The sequence below is a fragment of the Burkholderia sp. Ac-20345 genome, from assembly GCF_017104825.1.
GTDB classification, from domain to species: Bacteria; Pseudomonadota; Gammaproteobacteria; order Burkholderiales; family Burkholderiaceae; genus Burkholderia; species Burkholderia lata_B.
The window spans coordinates 1-17,963 of the sequence record NZ_JAAGPO010000200.1 but is presented as its reverse complement, the minus strand read 5'-3'; the positions used below and the strand labels follow the sequence as shown (position 1 = coordinate 17,963).

Annotated in this window: 17 protein-coding genes; 11 read left to right on the top strand and 6 right to left on the bottom strand. The window is 67.0% G+C overall.

The features are described from left to right. A partial coding sequence (locus tag G3O06_RS39560; protein ID WP_205819341.1) for an efflux transporter outer membrane subunit occupies nt 1–1,355 on the top strand: 1,355 nt, incomplete at its 5' end. Here G3O06_RS39560 and G3O06_RS39555 read toward each other — a convergent pair. Beyond that, the gene (locus G3O06_RS39555; protein WP_205819340.1) at nt 1,336–2,808 is read right to left on the bottom strand and encodes a heavy metal sensor histidine kinase; all 1,473 of its coding nucleotides are present in this window, start codon (nt 2,806–2,808) and stop codon (nt 1,336–1,338) included. The genes G3O06_RS39560 and G3O06_RS39555 overlap by 20 nt on opposite strands. Beyond that, nucleotides 2,805–3,482 carry a heavy metal response regulator transcription factor gene (locus G3O06_RS39550; RefSeq protein ID WP_021160488.1) on the bottom strand — a complete coding sequence of 226 codons (678 nt, stop codon included), beginning with the start codon at nt 3,480–3,482 and terminating at the stop codon, nt 2,805–2,807. Before G3O06_RS39550 ends, G3O06_RS39555 begins: the two co-directional genes overlap by 4 nt. A gap of 200 nt (nt 3,483–3,682) precedes the next feature. On the opposite strand from G3O06_RS39550, the gene G3O06_RS39545 reads away from it, so the two are divergent. The 3 genes from G3O06_RS39545 (at nt 3,683) to proP (ending at nt 5,804) form a co-directional block, all read left to right on the top strand. Next, nucleotides 3,683–3,940: a DUF4148 domain-containing protein gene (locus G3O06_RS39545; RefSeq protein WP_205819339.1), complete on the top strand. Its 258-nt coding sequence runs from the start codon at nt 3,683–3,685 to the stop codon at nt 3,938–3,940. A gap of 48 nt (nt 3,941–3,988) precedes the next feature. Further along, nucleotides 3,989–4,153: a hypothetical protein gene (locus G3O06_RS39540; protein WP_205819338.1), complete on the top strand. Its 165-nt coding sequence runs from the start codon at nt 3,989–3,991 to the stop codon at nt 4,151–4,153. Nucleotides 4,154–4,334: 181 nt separating this feature from the next. Then, nucleotides 4,335–5,804 (top strand): glycine betaine/L-proline transporter ProP, encoded by a 1,470-nt coding sequence (proP, locus tag G3O06_RS39535; RefSeq protein ID WP_205819337.1) that lies wholly within the window; start codon nt 4,335–4,337, stop codon nt 5,802–5,804. Between the two features lie 57 nt (nt 5,805–5,861). On the opposite strand, the gene G3O06_RS39530 is transcribed toward proP, so the two are convergent. From G3O06_RS39530 to G3O06_RS39515, 4 genes are all read right to left on the bottom strand, one after another. Then, the gene (locus G3O06_RS39530; protein WP_205819336.1) at nt 5,862–6,686 is read right to left on the bottom strand and encodes an alpha/beta fold hydrolase; all 825 of its coding nucleotides are present in this window, start codon (nt 6,684–6,686) and stop codon (nt 5,862–5,864) included. A gap of 180 nt (nt 6,687–6,866) precedes the next feature. Continuing rightward, nucleotides 6,867–7,859, bottom strand: coding sequence for a LysR substrate-binding domain-containing protein (locus tag G3O06_RS39525; RefSeq protein ID WP_174981664.1), 993 nt, complete (start codon nt 7,857–7,859; stop codon nt 6,867–6,869). Nucleotides 7,860–8,476: 617 nt separating this feature from the next. Beyond that, nucleotides 8,477–9,349 (bottom strand): ferritin-like domain-containing protein, encoded by an 873-nt coding sequence (locus tag G3O06_RS39520; RefSeq protein ID WP_205819335.1) that lies wholly within the window; start codon nt 9,347–9,349, stop codon nt 8,477–8,479. A gap of 46 nt (nt 9,350–9,395) precedes the next feature. Next, the gene (locus tag G3O06_RS39515; RefSeq protein WP_205819342.1) at nt 9,396–10,343 is read right to left on the bottom strand and encodes a fatty acid desaturase; all 948 of its coding nucleotides are present in this window, start codon (nt 10,341–10,343) and stop codon (nt 9,396–9,398) included. Between the two features lie 407 nt (nt 10,344–10,750). Here G3O06_RS39515 and G3O06_RS39510 point away from each other — a divergent pair, with 407 nt between their 5' ends. The 7 genes from G3O06_RS39510 to G3O06_RS39480 are packed head-to-tail and all read left to right on the top strand — an operon-like array spanning nt 10,751 to nt 17,891. Then, a complete protein-coding gene (locus G3O06_RS39510; protein WP_346779585.1) occupies nt 10,751–12,511 on the top strand; it encodes a fatty acyl-AMP ligase in 1,761 nt (586 codons plus the stop codon). Continuing rightward, nucleotides 12,508–13,218, top strand: a complete 711-nt coding sequence (locus G3O06_RS39505) for an ABC transporter ATP-binding protein (protein ID WP_174967104.1) — start codon at nt 12,508–12,510, stop codon at nt 13,216–13,218. Before G3O06_RS39510 ends, G3O06_RS39505 begins: the two co-directional genes overlap by 4 nt. After that, nucleotides 13,190–14,407 (top strand): ABC transporter permease, encoded by a 1,218-nt coding sequence (locus G3O06_RS39500; RefSeq protein WP_205819333.1) that lies wholly within the window; start codon nt 13,190–13,192, stop codon nt 14,405–14,407. The genes G3O06_RS39505 and G3O06_RS39500 overlap by 29 nt, the downstream gene beginning before the upstream one ends. Next, entirely contained in the window at nt 14,404–15,144 is a 741-nt protein-coding gene (locus tag G3O06_RS39495; protein WP_174933435.1) for an outer membrane lipoprotein-sorting protein, read from the top strand. The genes G3O06_RS39500 and G3O06_RS39495 overlap by 4 nt, the downstream gene beginning before the upstream one ends. Next, nucleotides 15,134–16,453, top strand: a complete 1,320-nt coding sequence (locus G3O06_RS39490; protein WP_205819332.1) for a hypothetical protein — start codon at nt 15,134–15,136, stop codon at nt 16,451–16,453. The genes G3O06_RS39495 and G3O06_RS39490 overlap by 11 nt, the downstream gene beginning before the upstream one ends. Nucleotides 16,454–16,468: 15 nt before the next feature. After that, on the top strand, nt 16,469–17,578 hold the full coding sequence (locus tag G3O06_RS39485; protein WP_205819331.1) for a hypothetical protein: 1,110 nt from the start codon (nt 16,469–16,471) through the stop codon (nt 17,576–17,578). Between the two features lie 58 nt (nt 17,579–17,636). After that, nucleotides 17,637–17,891 (top strand): acyl carrier protein, encoded by a 255-nt coding sequence (locus G3O06_RS39480; RefSeq protein WP_011350104.1) that lies wholly within the window; start codon nt 17,637–17,639, stop codon nt 17,889–17,891. Nucleotides 17,892–17,963: the final 72 nt, after the last annotated feature.

The window sequence follows — 17,963 nt, the reverse complement described above, 5'->3', positions numbered from 1 at the left end:
CCGCCGCGCAGCCCGGCTGGAACGTCGCGGCGCCGGCCGATGCCGCATCGCGCGGCGCCTGGTGGACAGTATTCGACGACGCCGACCTGAACGCGCTCGAGGCGCGTGTCGACGTGTCGAACCAGACCGTGAAGAAAGCGGTCGCCGATCTGCGGCAGGCGCGCGCGATGGTCGACTATCAGCATGCGGGGTTCCTGCCGACCGTGACGGCCGGTGTCGCGCAAAGCCGCTCGCGCGTGTCGCAGAACAAGCTCGGCTCGTCGCTCGCCGGCAAGACGACACCCGACTACCAGGCGGGCGTGGCCGCAAGCTGGGAACCCGACGTGTTCGGCCGCGTGCGCGATGCGGTGACGGGCGCGCAGGCCAACGCCGACGCGAGCGCAGCCGACCTGCAGGCCGTGAAGTTGTCGGTCACGGCCGAGCTGGCGACCGACTACTTCGCGCTGCGCTCGCTCGATACGCAGAAACGGCTGCTCGACGACACGGTGCGCGCGTATGCGGACGCGCTGAAGCTGCTGAAGCAACAACTCGCGGCCGGCGCGATCGACGCGTCGGCCGTGGCGCAAGCCGCGACGCAACTCGAATCGACGCGCACGCAGGACACCGATATCGACGCGTCGCGCGCGCAGCTTCAGCACGCGATCGCGACGCTCGTCGGCGAAAGCGCGTCGACGTTCGCGCTGCCGCCACGCGTGCAGGCGTTCGAGGTGCCTGCCATCCCGGCTGGCGTGCCGTCGCAACTGCTCGAACGGCGGCCCGACATCGCGGCGGCCGAACGCCGCGTCGCGGCCGCGAATGCGCAGATCGGCGAGGCGCGTGCCGCGTTCTTCCCCGATCTCGTGCTGTCGGCGAGCGCGGGGCTCGAAAGCTCGCTGTTCGCGCCGTGGCTCACCGCGCCGAGCCTGTTCTGGTCGCTCGGCCCGCAACTGGTCGGCACGCTGTTCGACGGCGGGAGGCGCAGCGCGACGCTGCGCGGCGCGCATGCGCAATACGACGGCGCGGTCGCCGACTACCGGCAGACGGTGCTCGTCGCGTTCCAGCAGGTCGAGGATCGACTGTCCACGCTCGATGCGCTCGCGTCGGAAGCCGGCAGCCAGCAACGCGCAACCGATGCGGCCGACCTGTCGCTGCGGCTGACGAAGAACCGCTTCGACGCGGGGGCCGTCAGCTACCTCGATGTCGTGACCGCGCAGACGATCGCGCTGACGAACCAACGCCAGGCCGACCAGATCGCCGCGCGACGGATGGAAGCCACGGTCGGATTGCTGACGGCGCTGGGTGGCGGCTGGAACGGACCAGCGGATAGGGACGCCACCGCCGCCCGACACGCTGCCGCTACGCCGTCGGCGTCCTGATGAACGTGAGGATGAACCGTGTCCCGGCCGCGTCGCTCTCGACGCGCGCAGTGCCGCCGTGCAGTTCCATCACCGACCGCACGATCGCGAGGCCAAGACCGGCCGTGCCGCCCGGCACGCCGCCGCTGCGGGCCGGATCGCCGCGCACGAACCGGTCGAAGATGCGCGGCAGCAGCGCGGGATCGATCGGCTCGCCCGGGTTCGCGACGACGACGCGCACCGCGTCCACCGTTTCGTCGACGCCCAGCGCGATGACGCCTCCCGCCGGCGTATACCGCAGCGCATTCGCGAGGAGGTTGCTGACCGCGCGGCGAAACAGCTCGAGATCGGCGGTCAACCGCCCGTGCCCATCGACGCGCAGCGTCGAACCCGCTTCGTCGGCGAGCCCTTCGAAATAGCCGGCGATGCGCTCCAGCTCGTCATGCACGTCGAACGCGCGTTGCCGCGTGACGAAGCCCGGATGCTCGGCGCGCGCGAGAAACAGCACGTTCTCGATCATCCGCGCGAGACGGTCGTACTCCTCGAGATTCGATTCGAGCAGCGCCTGGTATTCGTCGGGCGAGCGCGGCCGCGCGAGCGCCACCTCGGTCGCGCCGCGCATGTTGTTCAGCGGCGTGCGCAGGTCGTGCGCGAGATCCGCGCTGAATTGCGACAGGTGCCCGAACGCCTGTTGCAGGCGGCCGAGCATCGCGTTCTGTGCGTCGACGAGCGCCGTCAGCTCGCGCGGCGCACGCGACGCATCGAGCCGCGTATCGAGCTTGTCGACGGTAATCCGCCCGGTGTTCGCGACGATCTCGCGCAGCGGCGCGAGCGACTTGCGGATCAGCCCGTAGCTGAGCAGCATCGCGAACAGCGCGCCCAGGCCGCCGGCAATCTTCAGCTTGTCGCGGTAGCCGTCGAGCAGTTCGGCGCGATCGCTCATGTTGCGCGCGATCGCGATCCGGATCTTCGTATGGTCACGCAACTCGGCCTCGGTGACGACGCCACGCACGGGCGTGCCGCCGTCGGCATGCCACGTCACGATCCGGTCGGCCGTAATCCGTTCGTTCGCGGGTACCGGCGTCGCGTGCGGCGGCAACAGTTCGGCATCGGGTAACGCGGGCGACGATGCGCCCGATGCGGTATCCGGCAGTTCGTCGAGCTCGGTCCGCTCGACGTTGTGGCGTGCGAGCAGGTTGCCCTGCCCGTCGACGACGGCCATCGACAACGCCTCGTTGCCGAGCACCTGGCTCGTCAGCCGGTCCGCATGCGAGCGCACCGCGTCGAGCGAATCGAGTTCGCCCGCCAGCCGGCGCGTGTGCCGCGCGGCGAGCACGATGTCGAGGTCGTCCTGCGTGCTGACCTGCCGCTCGAGGCCGGTATACACGTACGCGCCGACCAGGGCGAACACGGCGAGCGTGGTCGCGCCGAATGCGAGCGCGAGCGTCGCGCCGAGCGAGCGGCCGAGCGTCATGCGGCGTCCTTCGGTTCGAGCACGTACCCCACGCCGCGTACCGTATGGATCAGCTTGACCGCGAAATCGTCGTCGATCTTCGCGCGCAGCCGCCGGATCGCGACTTCGACGACGTTGGTATCGCTGTCGAAATTCATGTCCCACACGTACGACGCGATCTGCGTGCGGCTCAGCACCTCGCCCTGCCTGCGCGCGAGCAATTGCAGCAGCGAGAATTCGCGCGGCGTCAGGTCGATCCGCACGGTACCGCGCTTGACGCGACGGCGCACGACGTCGATCTCCAGATCGCCGACCGCAATGCGCTCCGTCTCGCGCGGCGGCCCGCGGCGTGCGAGCGTGCGGATGCGCGCAAGCAGCTCGACGAACGCGAACGGCTTCACGAGGTAGTCGTCGGCGCCGAGTTCGAGCCCGTGCACGCGGTCCTGCACGTCGTCGCGTGCGGTCAGGAACAGCACCGGCGTCGCATGCGTGTCGCGCAGCCGCTTGAGCACGCTCCAGCCGTCGAGAACGGGCAACATCACGTCGAGCACGATCACGTCGTAGCTTTCTTCCTGCGCAAGCGTCAGCCCTTCGCCGCCGTCCTTCGCGAGATCGACGCTGAAGCCGGATTCCTCGAGCCCCTTCTTCAGGTATGCGCCGGTCTTCGGCTCGTCTTCGACTATCAGGATGCGCATGTTCGGCTCCGTCGCATTCGGTGGTGACATGCGCCGATGTTACCGGGAAACGGCGCGGGCGAGCCGCCCCGCGCACGTGCGACTCGGCCTGATTACAAAACTGTAATCGAAGGGTCAGTGTGGTGACTGCCGCGTCAACCAGAATTCGATCCGTGGGCCCCGCTCCACTTACCCGTTCGTTCAACCGTCAAGGAGTCTCCATGAAACTCGTCGCTGCTTTCGTCGTCGCCACGCTCAGCTTGCCGTTCGGCACGCAGGCGTTCGCCCAGTCCACGCAGGCGCCGCTCACGCGCGCCGAAGTCCACCAGCAACTGATCAATGCCGAAGCTGACGGCCTGTTGCCGTTCAACCGGAACGACTATCCGCCGTCGCAAGCGCAGATCGCGCGCAACCGCCAGCTTTACACACGCCAGCATCCCGATGCGGCGCCGGTCGCGACGGCGGCGGCCGAAAATTGATCTCGGCGTATTGCTTGCCCACCTCCGGGTAACAGCCGGAGGTCGTGCGTGTCCCGCACATCCGACCGAACCGGCACTGCCATCGACCCGTTCGCGCTGTCGCCACCAACCTCTGTTACCGGCATCGAGCAGATCGCGCTACCGAATGCCAGCCTCGACGCGACGCTCGCCCCCGTGTCGTTTACCACCGGTTTCCGGGCGCATGACCGATAGTCGCCCGCGCCCGTTTCTCTAAACTGGTTCACACAACACACCTGCCCGGTGTCGCCCGCAGCGCGCGTCATGTCACTGACATCGAGGCACCCCGAGACACCCGCCTTCGCTGTCCCTCGGCCCGCACGACTCCACTGCCCACCCGCCCGGCCGGCTGCCAAGGCAATTCCAGGAGAGTTCTTTGAGCCCGTCGCAAGCGCACCCCGCGAAAGCCCGGTCTTCGCGCAAGTCCGTCAAGCTGGATGACATCACGATCGTCGACCCGGCCGTCCTCAAGCGCGCGGTCGGCGCAATGGCGTTCGGCAACGCGATGGAATGGTTCGACTTCGGCGTGTACAGCTATATCGCCGTCACGCTCGGCAAGGTGTTCTTTCCATCCAGCAGCCCGTCCGCGCAGCTGCTCGCGACCTTCGGCACGTTCGCGGCCGCGTTCCTCGTGCGCCCGCTCGGCGGCATGGTATTCGGCCCGCTCGGCGACCGCATCGGCCGCCAGCGCGTGCTCGCCGCCACGATGATCATGATGGCGGTCGGCACGTTCGCGATCGGCCTCATTCCCAGCTACGCGTCGATCGGCATCATGGCGCCCGTGCTGCTGCTCGTCGCCCGCCTCGTGCAGGGCTTCTCGACCGGCGGCGAATACGGCGGCGCGGCCACCTTCATCGCCGAATTCTCGACCGACAGGCGCCGCGGCTTCATGGGCAGCTTCCTCGAGTTCGGCACGCTGATCGGCTATACGCTCGGCGCGGCGACGGTCGCGCTGCTCACCGCGTCGCTGTCGCAGGAAGCGCTGCTGTCGTGGGGCTGGCGCGTGCCGTTCTTCATCGCCGGCCCGCTCGGCCTCGTGGGCCTCTATATCCGGCTGAAACTCGAGGAAACGCCCGCCTTCAAGAAGGAGGCCGAAGCACGCGAAGCAGACGAGCGTGCGCGGCCGAAGCAACGCTTCGCGTCGCTGCTCGTCGAACAGTGGAAACCGCTGCTGCAATGCGTCGGCCTCGTGCTGATCTTCAACGTGACCGACTACATGGCGCTGTCGTACCTGCCGAGCTACCTGTCGGCGACGCTGCACTTCCGCGAATCGCACGGCCTGTTCCTGGTGCTGCTCGTCATGGTGCTGATGATGCCGATGACGCTCTACGCCGGGCACCTGTCGGACAAGATCGGCCGCAAGCCGGTGATGATGGCCGGCTGCGTGGGCCTGCTCGTGCTCGCGGTGCCGGCGCTGATGCTGATCCGCACCGGCGGCATGCTGCCCGTGTTCGGCGGAATGCTGATCTACGGTGTGCTGCTGTCGACGTTCACCGGCGTGATGCCGTCGGCGCTGCCGGCGCTGTTCCCCACGCGCATCCGCTATGGCGCGCTCGCGATCGGCTTCAACGTGTCGGTGTCGCTGTTCGGCGGCACGACGCCGCTCGTCACCGCGTGGCTGGTCGATCGCACCGGCGACCTGATGATGCCCGCGTACTACCTGATGGGCGCATCGTTCATCGGCATCGTGTCGGTGCTCGCGCTGCGCGAGACGGCCCGCCAGCCGCTGCCCGGCTCCGCGCCGTGCGTGGCGAGCCGCGCGGAAGCGCTGAGCCTCGTTCGCGGCGGGGCCGACGAAGCGCGCAAGCGGGACCGGAAGCTCACGCCGGTCAGCGAACGCGCGTGATGCGGGCTCGCGTGCTGCGACGCCGCGCGACATGCGCCGGCGTCGCGCGCACCAGCGTCAGCCTGCCGACAGACGTTGTGCGTCGAACCAGTCGAGCAGCGCGCGCGTGACGAACGCGGGATTTTCCAGATTCGAGATGTGGCCGGCGTCCGGCACCAGCGCATGCGGGCACCCGATCACGCTCGCCATCTTCACGGTTTCCGACGGCGGACGCGCCATGTCGCCCGCGCCACACATCAGCAGCGTGCGTTCGGCGTCCAGTTCGGCGAGTGCCGACAGCGTGTCGGGCCGGCCGAAGATCAGCCGGCCGAGCGGGACGATCGATTGCCGCAGCCGGTCGGCCGGCAGGTTCGCCAGCGCATCGCGAAACGCGGACGGCACCGGGTCCGCCAGATTGACATCCGGCCGGAAAAACAGCGGCACGATCGCATCGAGCAGCGGCGGCGCGATACGGCCCGCGGCTGCGATGGCATCGAGCATCCCGAAGTAGCGCAGGCGCGTCGCCTCGGGCTCGGCCTCGAGCGACGCATCCATCAGCACGAGCGCGCGCACGCGCTGCGGTTCACGCAACGCGAGCCGCGCGCCCCACATCCCGCCGACGCTGAGCCCGACGAGCGCGCATTGTTCGATCTCCAGCGCATCGAGCAGCGCACTCGCCTGCGCGGCGAGATCGTCGAGCGTCTGCGTGCCTTCGGGCAGTGCACCCGATGCGCCATGCCCCCACAGCTCCGGCACGATCACGCGGTACTGGCGCGACAGCGCTTCGATCTGCGGCGCCCACATCGCCGCATCCCACAGATAGCTGTGCCCGAGCAGCACGGGGAACCCCGTGCCGTGATCCTGATAATGCAGGGTACTGCCATGAATGTTCACTGCGGGCATGTCGTCTCCGGTGTGGGCGCGAGCGGCAGCGGCCCGGAACCGGGCGCCGCGGTCAGCGGCGTGCTGCAACGCACGCGAAGCGGCGCATCATCGCACAGGTTGCAGGTGCGACGCATGACGCATCGCCCATCGATCCGTATCGAGCCTGCCGCACGACACCCTTGCCGCGCCCGTGCCGTACTATCCGACGCGATACATCGGCAGCACGTTGCTGCCGGCAGCTTCCTGATCCGACGCGAGCGGATCGCGCGCCTGTTCGAGCAGCCAGTTGGTCAGCACCGCGATATCGAACTCGTTGCATGCATCCGGGTTCTGCACCAGCGCGTAGCTGCCCGATGCAACCGTGCAGTGCGGGAACAGCTCGACGAGCCGGCCCTGCTTCAGCAGCCCGTCGACCAGCGGCCGCCGCCCGATCGCGATGCCATGCCCGTCGACCGCCGCCTGCACCAGCTGGTCGTACTGGCTGAAATGCAGCGCGCCGGCGGGCCGCAGGCGCGGCACGCCCAGCTCCTTCAGCAGATGGCTCCACCCGTGCCACGGCCACTCGCCGCGCGGATCGTCGAGATGCAGCAGCACATGCTTGTCGAGATCCTCCGGCTTCATCGACGCAGCGTCGCCCGCCGCCGGCATCAGGCTCGGGCTGCAGACCGCCACGACACGCTCGCGAAACAGCACGTCCGTCTCGTCCATCGACGTATACGGCCCGGCATATCGCACGGCCAGGTGCAAACGTTTGCGTTTAAGATCTTCAATTTCGCTCGTTGCCGATACGCGTACGTCGATGTCGGGATAGCTTGCGCGGAACGACCCGAGCCGCGGGATCAGCCACAGTGCCGCGAACGACACCGTCGTCGACAACGAGATCGAGCGCTGGCCGACACTCGACGACAGCTTGCCGATCACCGATTCCAGGTCGGACAACGCGAACGAGATCGCGTCATACAGTTCCCGCCCCTTGTCGGTCAGCGTCAAGGAACGAATGTGCCGGTGAAAGAGCTCGATCCGGAGCTGCTCCTCGAGCGCCTTGACCTGGCGACTCACGGCGGATTGCGTGACGCTCAGTTCCTGCCCGGCACGCGTAAAGCTCAAATGACGCGCCGCGCATTCGAAGCCTCTCAGGAAATCCAGCGAAGGCATACTTCTCAATCGCTTTGCCAATCTCACATTAGCCATACTGCCGCCTCAAAGTTGCACCCACCGACAGGCAAGTCGCCGTTCGTCTCCCTGAATCGTTTCTCCTTTTTGGATTCTGGAGCGATTTTATATTGAAGCATGGATGCGGATCATTCTTATTTTCAATCGTGACACGCGTATTTACCTATCACTTTTTATCGGCCCGATATTCTTACATTACCATTCTGAAGTAGTGATTTTGTAAATATATATTCACTAGAAATGACGCGGAGGCTGATCGATAAAATCGCATAAAAACAGGATATTACGGGGATTAATCGATGTTCTGGCAGCCACATGGACGCCACAACAGAGCCACGCCAGAATGCCTACAATATAATTTCAATTTACAAACAATTCACTTCATTTACCGGATTGCGAAAAGAAAAAGCGCTTCAACATACATGCGGAATACTATTTAAATCCGCAATTTCATGTTTATGAAAATATACTAAACGCATGAAATTGAATTGATTCACGCAGCGTCCGGAAATTGATGAACCAATTATGTCGGGAATTGAATATTCCGCCGAACCGAAACGGAAATCCGTGCGCATTGCGCCAGCATGCCGTCCGGAATCGGTTCCTCCCTTGCCTGGCGGAACGCGCGCATCCGCTTATACGCTGTCCACCACGCCATCCGCCACGCGATTCGTTCGCGCGATCACTTCGCGGCGATAGCGGTTCAGCTCCTGCGCAGTGGAGAACGTGCGCTCGAACAGGATCGACAGGTTGTGCAGGATCCGCTCGACGACCTTCTTTTCCCACTCGCCGTCGAACCGGATCTGCTCGTCGAGCCAGCGCTCGAGCCATTCCGGATCGGGCAGGCGCGACTGCACGGTGTCGCGCGGGAACAGCGCCTGGTTCACGTGCAGGTTGGTCGGGTGCAGCGGCTTCTCGGTGCGGCGCGCCGACGCCATCAGCACGCCGATCTTCGCGAACGCGGCACGCGCGACGTCGCCGCAGTCGTTCAGCGCCTTCTTCATGTAGCGCAGGTACGCGCCGCCGTGGCGTGCTTCATCGCGCGAGATCGTTTCGTAGATCTGCTTGATGACCGGCTCGGTGTGCCAGTCGGCCGCGCAGCGGTACCAGTGATTCAGGCGGATCTCGCCGCAGAAGTGCAGCATCAGCGTCTCGAGCGGCGGCGCCGGGTCGAATTCGAAGCGCACCGCGTGCAGTTCCGCTTCGGTCGGCACCCTCTCCGGCCTGAAGCGGCGCAGGTATTCCATCAGCACGAGCGAATGCTTCTGCTCCTCGAAGAACCACACGCTCATGAACGCGGAAAAGTCGCTGTCGTGCTGGTTGTCGCGCAGGAACATTTCCGTCGCGGGCAGCGCCGACCATTCGGTGATCGCGTTCATCCTGATCGTCTCGGCCTGCTCGTCGGTGAGCAGCGATGCGTCGAACCGGTTCCATGGGATGTCCGTCTCCATGTCCCAGCGCACCGCTTCGAGCGACCTGAAAAGTTCCGGATAGAGCATCGTCGTCACCGTCGTTGAAAAGCGTTCGGGCGCGGCACCGGCGGCACCGTCGCGGTCATGCCGATCGCGTGGACGCCGGCGCGGCCGCTTCGGCGTCGGTTGCACGGTCGTCCGTGTCGTCGTCCACCGTGCGCGGCGACAGCCTGCCGCGCAGCAGCGCGTAATAGAACTGCCGGTACGTGCGGTGGTAATGGCGGATGCGCGGCCCGATCGCGCCATGCAGATCGTGCAGCCGCTCGATCGGCAGGTTCGGCATCATGTGGTGCTCGACGTGATAGTTGTTGCCGTTCGTGAACCACGTCATGAACGCATTGCTCTCGATCGTCCGCGTGTTGCGGAACGGGTCGGTGCTCGTCAGGTCGCAGCGGTAATGCTCGGGCATCTCGACCAGCGCATGCACGGGCGCGGCCACGAACACGAGCGGCACGACCCACACCCACACGACGAACCACGTGTGCAGCGCGAACGACACGCCGGCCAGCAGCGCGATCGCCGCGACCATCAGCAGGTGATCGCGGCGAATCGCGCGCGACATGAGCGGGTTGTCGCCGAAACTCGCGCCCGACACGACGAGCTTCGCGACGTTCTTCGCGAACTGGATATAGTGCGCGGCCATCGACAGCCGCCAGGCCCACAGGCCGAGATTCACGACGGGGCTCGCGCCGTACTGGTCGCCGTAATCGAAGAACTCCTTGTTCTCGGGCGTGCCGAGCAGCCGGTGATGGCGCAGGTGGCTGTCCTGGTACGCATGGAACGACACGAGCATCGGCATGCCCAGCAGCACGCCGAACACCATGTTGAGCCGCTTGCTCCTGAATCCCTGGTAATGCAGCGCCTGGTGCTGCAGCTCGACGCCGTGCGCGAACATCGCGCCGATCAGCAGGATGCCGACGATCTTCAGGACCACATACGTCGACAGCGCGAACAGCACGCCGTGCGCGATGAGCGCGACGTAGACCGCCAGTTTCAGCGAGAAAACGACGCCGCTCGGGCGGCTCTTCATGTCTGCAACCGGTTTCGGGCGGACAAGCGATGAGGTGACGGACAAAACGCTCTCCTTGGCCGGACCCTGCCCGGCGCCATGACACGGCGACGCTGGCGCGCTGCCGGGTTGCAATTCTTCTGTGAGTCGATGCTTCGGACAAACGAATTTTCCGAACGCATTGCATGACGCCCGCGCATGAGCGCACCACATCGTGAACTAGACGACCGGTCGAATGCGTACCGACCATTCACCTCGCACGTGCTCACGCGCATCGCAGCGTCGAGTGGATGCGTGCTGCTCATGCATAGCCTGCAAATATTCCGTTTGTCGCGTCATGTCGATCCGGCAAGAATCCCCCTCACTCGACGAACGGCGCCGCCGGCACCGTGGCGCGAGCGGCCGTGTTCCTCAAGGGGAGAATCCTCGTGACGAAGTGCGCATCCACCATTCATCGCCTGATCGAATCGCTCGAAGACGTCGCGGGCGCCATGCATCGCATGACGTTCGTCGACGACGCCGGCAACGAGGCGAGCATCACGTACCGGCGCTTCGCGGAAGAAGTGTTTCGCCAGGCCGGCGCGCTGCGCGAACTCGACGTGCGCGAGAACGACATGGTGATGCTGGCCTTGCCGGCGTCGGTCGAACATGCGGTCGCGATGATGGCCTGCGTGATGACGGGCGCGCTGCCCTGCACCGTGCCCGTTCCCGCGCGCCGCGCCACCGCCGGGCGGCAGGTGATCGACGTCGCATGCGAGCTGTACCGGCCGCGCCTCGTCATCGCCGCGGATGCGCAGTCCGCCGCTTGGCGCGACGACGCGTTTCCCGCGTCATCCACGCGCGTCGTCGATCTCGACACGCTGTCGATCGTCGCGGATGCCGGCGCGCGCGCACTGATCAGCGCAAAGAACGGCCGCGATCCGCACCATGTCCAGCTCACGTCGGGCTCGACGTCGCATCCGAAGGCCGCGGTGCTCAGCCACGAGAACGTGATCGCGAACGTGCTCGGCATCGGCGGGTCGGTGCGTTTCGACCTCGCGGCGGGCGACGGCACCGCGTCGTGGCTGCCGCTCTATCACGACATGGGGCTGCTCACGCTGCTGTCGAACCTGCATTACCGCGCGCCGCTGCTGATGATGCAGCCGAACAGCTTCATCCGGAATCCGCTCGGCTGGTTGAAGCGCATCGCGTCGGCACGCGCGACGACGACATCGGTGCCGACCTTCGCGTTGCGCTACTGCGTGCGCCGTTTCAATGCCGCCGCGATGGAAGGCGTCGATCTTTCCGCGTGTCGCAACATCTTCATCGGCGGTGAACGCGTGGACGACGCAACGCTGCGCGACTTCGCCGTGACGTTCGCGCCGTACGGCCTCGCGGCATCGGCGCTGCAGCCGTGCTACGGGATGGCCGAATCGACGCTTGCCGTTTCGATGCATCGTGCGTGGCACGAAGGCACGGTGGACGGCGCGCCGTATGTGATCGCCGACACGCTCGACCGGCGTGCGCTGATCGAGCGCCGCGACGCGCAACCGGCCGCCGCGAACGACGGCGCCGAAACGGAAACCGAAACCGTGCTCGCGATGGGCACGCCGATCGAGGGCATGGCGTTCCGGATCCTCGACGAAGGCGACCACACGCTCGCGAACCGCGCGGTCGGCGAAGTCGCGATCCGCGGCACGTCGGTGATGCTCGGTTACCTGAATCCCGACGACGGTTCGATCGCCGCGCCGCTGACGACCGACGGCTGGTTCCGCACCGGCGACATCGGCTACATCGCGGACGGTCAGCTCCATATCCTCGGGCGCAAGAAGGAAGTCATCATCATTCGCGGCAGCAACTACTTCCCGCACGAAATCGAGGAGGCGCTGGCGTCCCATCGCACGCTGCGCAAGAGCACGTGCATCGCGTTCGGGCTGCCCGATCCCGAGACCGGCACCGAGCGGCTGGTCGTCGCGATCGAGGCACGGCCCGTCGACGCGACGCCGCAGACCCGCGCCGAGTGCCAGCAGCTGCTCGCATCGCGGATCGGCTTCGCCGCGCAGGATCTGTGCTTCGTCGAACCCGGCTCGCTGCCGCGCACGACCAGCGGCAAGCTGCAGCGCCTGAAGTGCCGCGACCTCTATGCGAACGGCACGCTTTCCGTGATCCACGCGACGGCCGCCGAAGCCGGCCAGGGAGCGTACGCATGACGACCGCCACGCTCACGCCGGTGCTCGAACTGCGCGACGTCACGCGTGTGTACGAGGGTGCGGGCCGCGTCGTCGCGGTGCGCGGCGCGACGATCTCGATCGGCCAGCGCGACGTCGTCGCGCTCGTCGGCCCGTCGGGCAGCGGCAAGAGCACGCTGCTCAACCTGGCCGGTTTCCTCGACGTGCCGAGCACCGGCGAACGCTGGCTCGAAGGCCGCCGGATCGACGATGCGCCGGACACGCTCGAGCGGATCCGCCGCGAGCGCATCGGCTTCGTGTTCCAGCAGTTCAACCTGATACCGGTGATGTCGGCGCTCGAGAACGTCGAGCTCGGCTGCTTCGCGTGGGGCACGCCGCGCACGCGCCGCGAACGGGCCCGCGCGATGCTCGACGCAGTAGGGCTCGCCGCGCGCGAACGGCACCGCCCCGGCGAGTTGTCCGGCGGCGAGCAGCAGCGGGTCGCGCTGGCCCGCGCGCTCGCCAAGGAGCCGGCGATCGTGATCGCGGACGAGCCGACCGCCAGCCTCGACAGCACCAACGCACGGGCGGTGGCCGAGCTGATCCTCGACACCAACCGCACGCTGGGCACCGCCTTTCTGATTGCGTCGCACGACGATCGTCTGTGCGCGCACCTGCCGCGCCGCATCGAGATGCGCGACGGCGTACCGGGAGAGAATCGTGAACTGGTCGACGTTTGCGTGGCGTAACCTCTGGCGCAACAAGCGCCGCACCGTGCTGACGATGGCGATGATCGGCGTCGCCGCGTTCGCGTCGAGCCTCGCGCTCGGCTACGTGATCGCGACCTTCGACGCGGTGCGCGAAGGGTCAATCGACAGCGGCGTCGGCCACGTGCAGGTGCTGCACCACGGCTATCTCGACCTGATCGGCGAGCGGCCGCTGCAGTATGGGCTGACAGCCGACGAGCAAGCCGCCGCAACGCACGCGATCGCGGCACTGCCCGGCGTCGCGACTACCGCGCGCGGCATCGACTTCGACGGGCTGATCTCGAACGGCGATCTCAGCTACGGCTTCGTCGGCGAAGGCATCGAGCCGAACCGCGAGCCGCCCGGTTTCTTCGACTATCACACAGTGCTGTCGGGCCGCTACCTGTCGCCGACGAACGCCGGCACCGAAGTCGTCGTCGGCGCCGAGCTCGCGCGCAAGCTCGGCGTGCACGTCGGTTCGGTCGTGCAGCTGATGGCGTCGACCGCGCACGGCGGCATCAACGCGACCGATGCGCAGATCGTCGGCGTGATGAGCACCGGCAACAAGGATGTCGACGGGCGGATCGTCAACGTGACGTTCACCGCCGCTCAGGCGCTGCTGCGCACCGACCGCGCGTCGCGCATCGCGGTGTTCCTGGCGGATACGGCACATACGCCGGCCGCCGCCGCGACGCTGCGCGCCGCGCTGCCGACGCTCGACGTGAAGACCTGGGACCAGCTCGTGTCGCTCTATCACCAGGTCGTCGCGCTGTACAAGAACCAGTTCTCCGTATTCGGCGCGATTCTCTGCGTGACGATCCTGCTGTCGATGAGCAACTGGATCCTGATGAGCATCGTCGAGCGCCGCCGCGAGATCTCGACACTGCGCGCGCTCGGCGTGCCGGCCGCGACGGTGCGCGGCGTGCTGATCCAGGAAACCGCCTTTCTCGGCCTGCTAGGAGCAGCAGCCGGCATTGCGGTGGCACTGCTGACGATGGTCGTGCTCAATCACGCGCAGATCCACCTGCCCGCGCCGCCGGGCCGCGTGAAGCCGATCCTGCTCGAATTCACCGTCTCGCCGGCCGCCGTGGCCGCCGTCGAAGGCGCGTTCGTCGTGCTCGGGGTAGCCGCCGCGCTGCTCGCGACGCTCGGCCTCGCCAAACGCAACATCCTCGAAGGACTCGCCCCGTGATTCGCATTCGCCACCTGGCCGCCGCGCTCGTCGCGTGCGCGCCGCTCGTTCATGCCGCCGACGCCCCGACGGCCCAGACCATGCTCGCCCGTGCCGACGCGTACCGCAGCACGGCCGCCGATACGCAGACGAACATCCAGATCACGAACGAAGTCGGCGGACAGTCCGGCGACGCGACGCGCTACCTCGTCTATACGCGCGGCAACGGCGACACACTCGCGCTGACGCGCAGCGGCGAGAACGACGGCCAGAAGTATCTCGCGACGACGCGCGGCCACTGGTTCTATGTGCCGAACACGCGCAGCGCGGTACGCATCAACGGGATGCAGCGGCTGCAGGGCGAGGTCGTGATCAGCGACATCACGCGCACGCACTGGGCGGACAGCTATCACGCATCCGCAGCGGCCGGCGCGACGACGATCGCCGGCAAGCCGGCCACCGAGCTCGACCTGACCGCGACCGATCCCGACAACGTCTACCCGACGATCAAGCTGTGGGTCACGCCCGACACCGACGTGCCGGTGCGCGCGCAGTTCTTCCTCGCGAGCGGCCTGCTGTTCCGCAGCGCCGACTTCTCCGCGCCGGTCGATGCGAACGGGCGCAAGGTGATCCGCAAGATCACGTATCGCAACGAGATCGAGAAGCAGCGCGCGAGCGTCGTCGACATCCTCGACGGCCAGCCGCGCAAGATTCCGTCGGGCTGGTTCAATCCCGACACGCTTGCCGATGGCCAGTGACCACGACGCCCATGTCGACGCCCATCGTGACCACCTCCTTCCATCGTCCGGCCGAATCTGGCCCGCCGTCGCGCTCGCCGTCCCGCTTGCGCTCGGCTGCACGCTCGCGCACGGAGAATCGTTGATGGAACAGTTGAGCACGCTGAACGGCATCGCCTACGCACGCTCCGTCGACAGCATGGACGGTCACGCGCTGCTCGGCAGCCTGATCGGCGACGAGCCGCGCAACCAGCAGGAAGCAGGCGTGCTCGCGCGCATCGACGGCGAGAACCTGTTCATGAGCGCGCGCGCCGTCGCGAGCAACCACTCGCTCGGCGCGCAGGCCACCCGTTTCAACGAGGCCGGCGTGCGCTACGCATTCGACAACGGCATCACGCTCACCGCCGGCAAGCGGATCGATCCGCTCGACACGTCGCAGGCGTTCTTTCCGCTCGGCTTCTTCCAGAAGCGGGCCGCGACGGCCGACATCTACGACCGCTACGGCGACGTCGAAGGCACGCCGCTCGTCGAAGCGAAATGGGCCGGCGAACAGACCACGCTGCAGTTCATCGCCGGCGAAAACCGCACGCTGCGCAACGACGTCGACAACCGCGACGTACAGGGCGCGACGCAGCTCGTGCGCGGCGCGTACAACTGGTCGGGCGGCTCCGCCGCGTTGCTCGCCGGCCGTCATTCGGGCCGTGGCGGCGCCGGCGCGACGCTGTCGTTCGACGTCGCGCGCTCGAACACCGTCTATGCGAGCGCGTGGCTCGAACGCGGCACGACTCGGCCATTGCCGGCGTTCATTGCGAACGGCACGCCGCTCGATTCGCCGGCCGCTTACGACGCGGTCGATCGCCGCAACGATCGCCAATACATGTGGCGCAGCGCGGTCGGCATGCAGAGCGCACTGCCCGGCAACCTGTCGCTGATCGTCGAGTGGTCGCACGACGAGGCGCGTTACGACGCGAACCAGTGGCGCCAGATGGTCGGCGCGGTTCGCGCGAACAACGCGCTGCTGCCCGTCGCGCCCGGCGCCGCGCTGGCCGGCCTCGGCGGCACGGCCGATTTCGTGAGCGTCGACGGCAACCTGCGCGACTACCTGTTCGCGCGGCTCGGCAAGAAGATCGGCCGCGTCGAGTACTCGCTGCGCGGCGTCTATTCGCCGCAGGACAAGGGCCTGCTCGCGATCGCGCAGGTCGTCGCCGACGTGAACAAGCGCGTGAGCGTCGATGTCGCGGTCACCCGCGCGTTTTCCGACAGCAACTCCGAGTACCGGATGGTCGGTCTCGGCACCCGTATCGACGCCGCCGTGCGCGTGCGCTTCTGACAGGAACCCTGCCCCATGTCCACGCTTTCCGTCCCCGCTTCGTCCGCCGACCCGCTCGCGACCCCACCGCTGCTGCTGCGCGTGGCCGACCAGGCCGCGTATCCGGTGCTGCGCCACTTCGACACGATCGCGTCGCTCGGCACGCCGCCGCGCGCGGCCGCCCGGCTCGTCGAAGCGGCGGCCGTGCGGCTGCTCGACAGCGAGATGGTGATCGCGCTGCATGCCGCCACGCCGGACGTGCTGCCCGATTCGTCCGCGTCGACGCCGCTGCGGCACGACGAGGCGCCGCTCACCGAAGCGCTGCTCGAACAGATCAGCCGGGAGGGATTTCATCACCTGTTCAAGCCGTTCATGCGTGCGTTCATCCGCATCATGTTCGGGCTGTTCTTCTCCGATGACCAGAACCGTCGCGCGTGCGACTGCATCGACAGCGGCCACAACTTCGCGTTCCTGATGAGCGATGGCGGCGGCCCGACGCTCGCCGCATGGCGCACGGTCATTCGCAGTGACGACAGCGGCCTCGCGCTCACCGTCGACAAGGTATGGGGCATCGAAGCACATCGCGACTGCATGGCGGTGGTCGCCGCGCGGTTGCCGGGCGTGATGTTTCCGGCCGCCTACCTCGTGTGGCCCGACGAATACCGGAAGCTGAAGCGCACGACCTGCGGCGCGCCGTTCCTCGCGGGCAACCTGCAGCTCGCGAACGTCGGCGGCCAGGTGCGCGTGAGCGCCGAGGATCGCCTGCGGATCGGCGGCCCGACCGTGTTCAACAAATACCTGACCGTCGTGCGCCCCTACTTCGTCCGCGCGCTGATGGCGCACGTCGGCTGGCTCGAACGCACCGGCCGCGTCGAACTCGACGCCGACGCGCGCGCCGTGCACCAGTTCATCGCCAACGCCGCACGCAGCCAGACCGACGACGCGCACTACAGCTTCGGCAAGGTGCAGCGCGTGCTCGCGATCAAGCTGCTGTCGAACGAGTTCCTGACGGCGCTCGTGCGCGACGGCAGGGTCGCCACTTTCGACGACCAGCGCGACCTGCTGGCGTTTTCGAAGATGGAAGGCAGTTCGTACCGTTGTTATCACGAGCTTCGCAAGAGCCTGCGCTGCGAAGCCGGCAGTTGACCCACGCGACAGGCCGATCGATCCCGATCAACCCACTTCATTATCAGGAGCTCCTCTCATGACGACCCAGAACGTTCCGGCCGACGCGCTCGACATCCTGTCCCGCGAAGTCGCGAAGATCCTCAACGTCGAGACCGTCGACACCGACGCCGGCATCGGCGAACTCGGCATCGATTCGCTGAACATCGTCGAGCTGATCGTGTTCTGCGAACAGCTCTACGGTTCGATCGACCCGGAAGCGCTGAACATCACGCAGTACACGACGCTGCAGCAGCTCGACGCGCAACTGCGCCGCCAGCAGCACGCCGCCTGATACGACGATGCTCGCGCCCCTTGCGACCGTGGCGGCCCCCGCCGCCCAGCCGGCCCAGGCGACCGCGCTGAA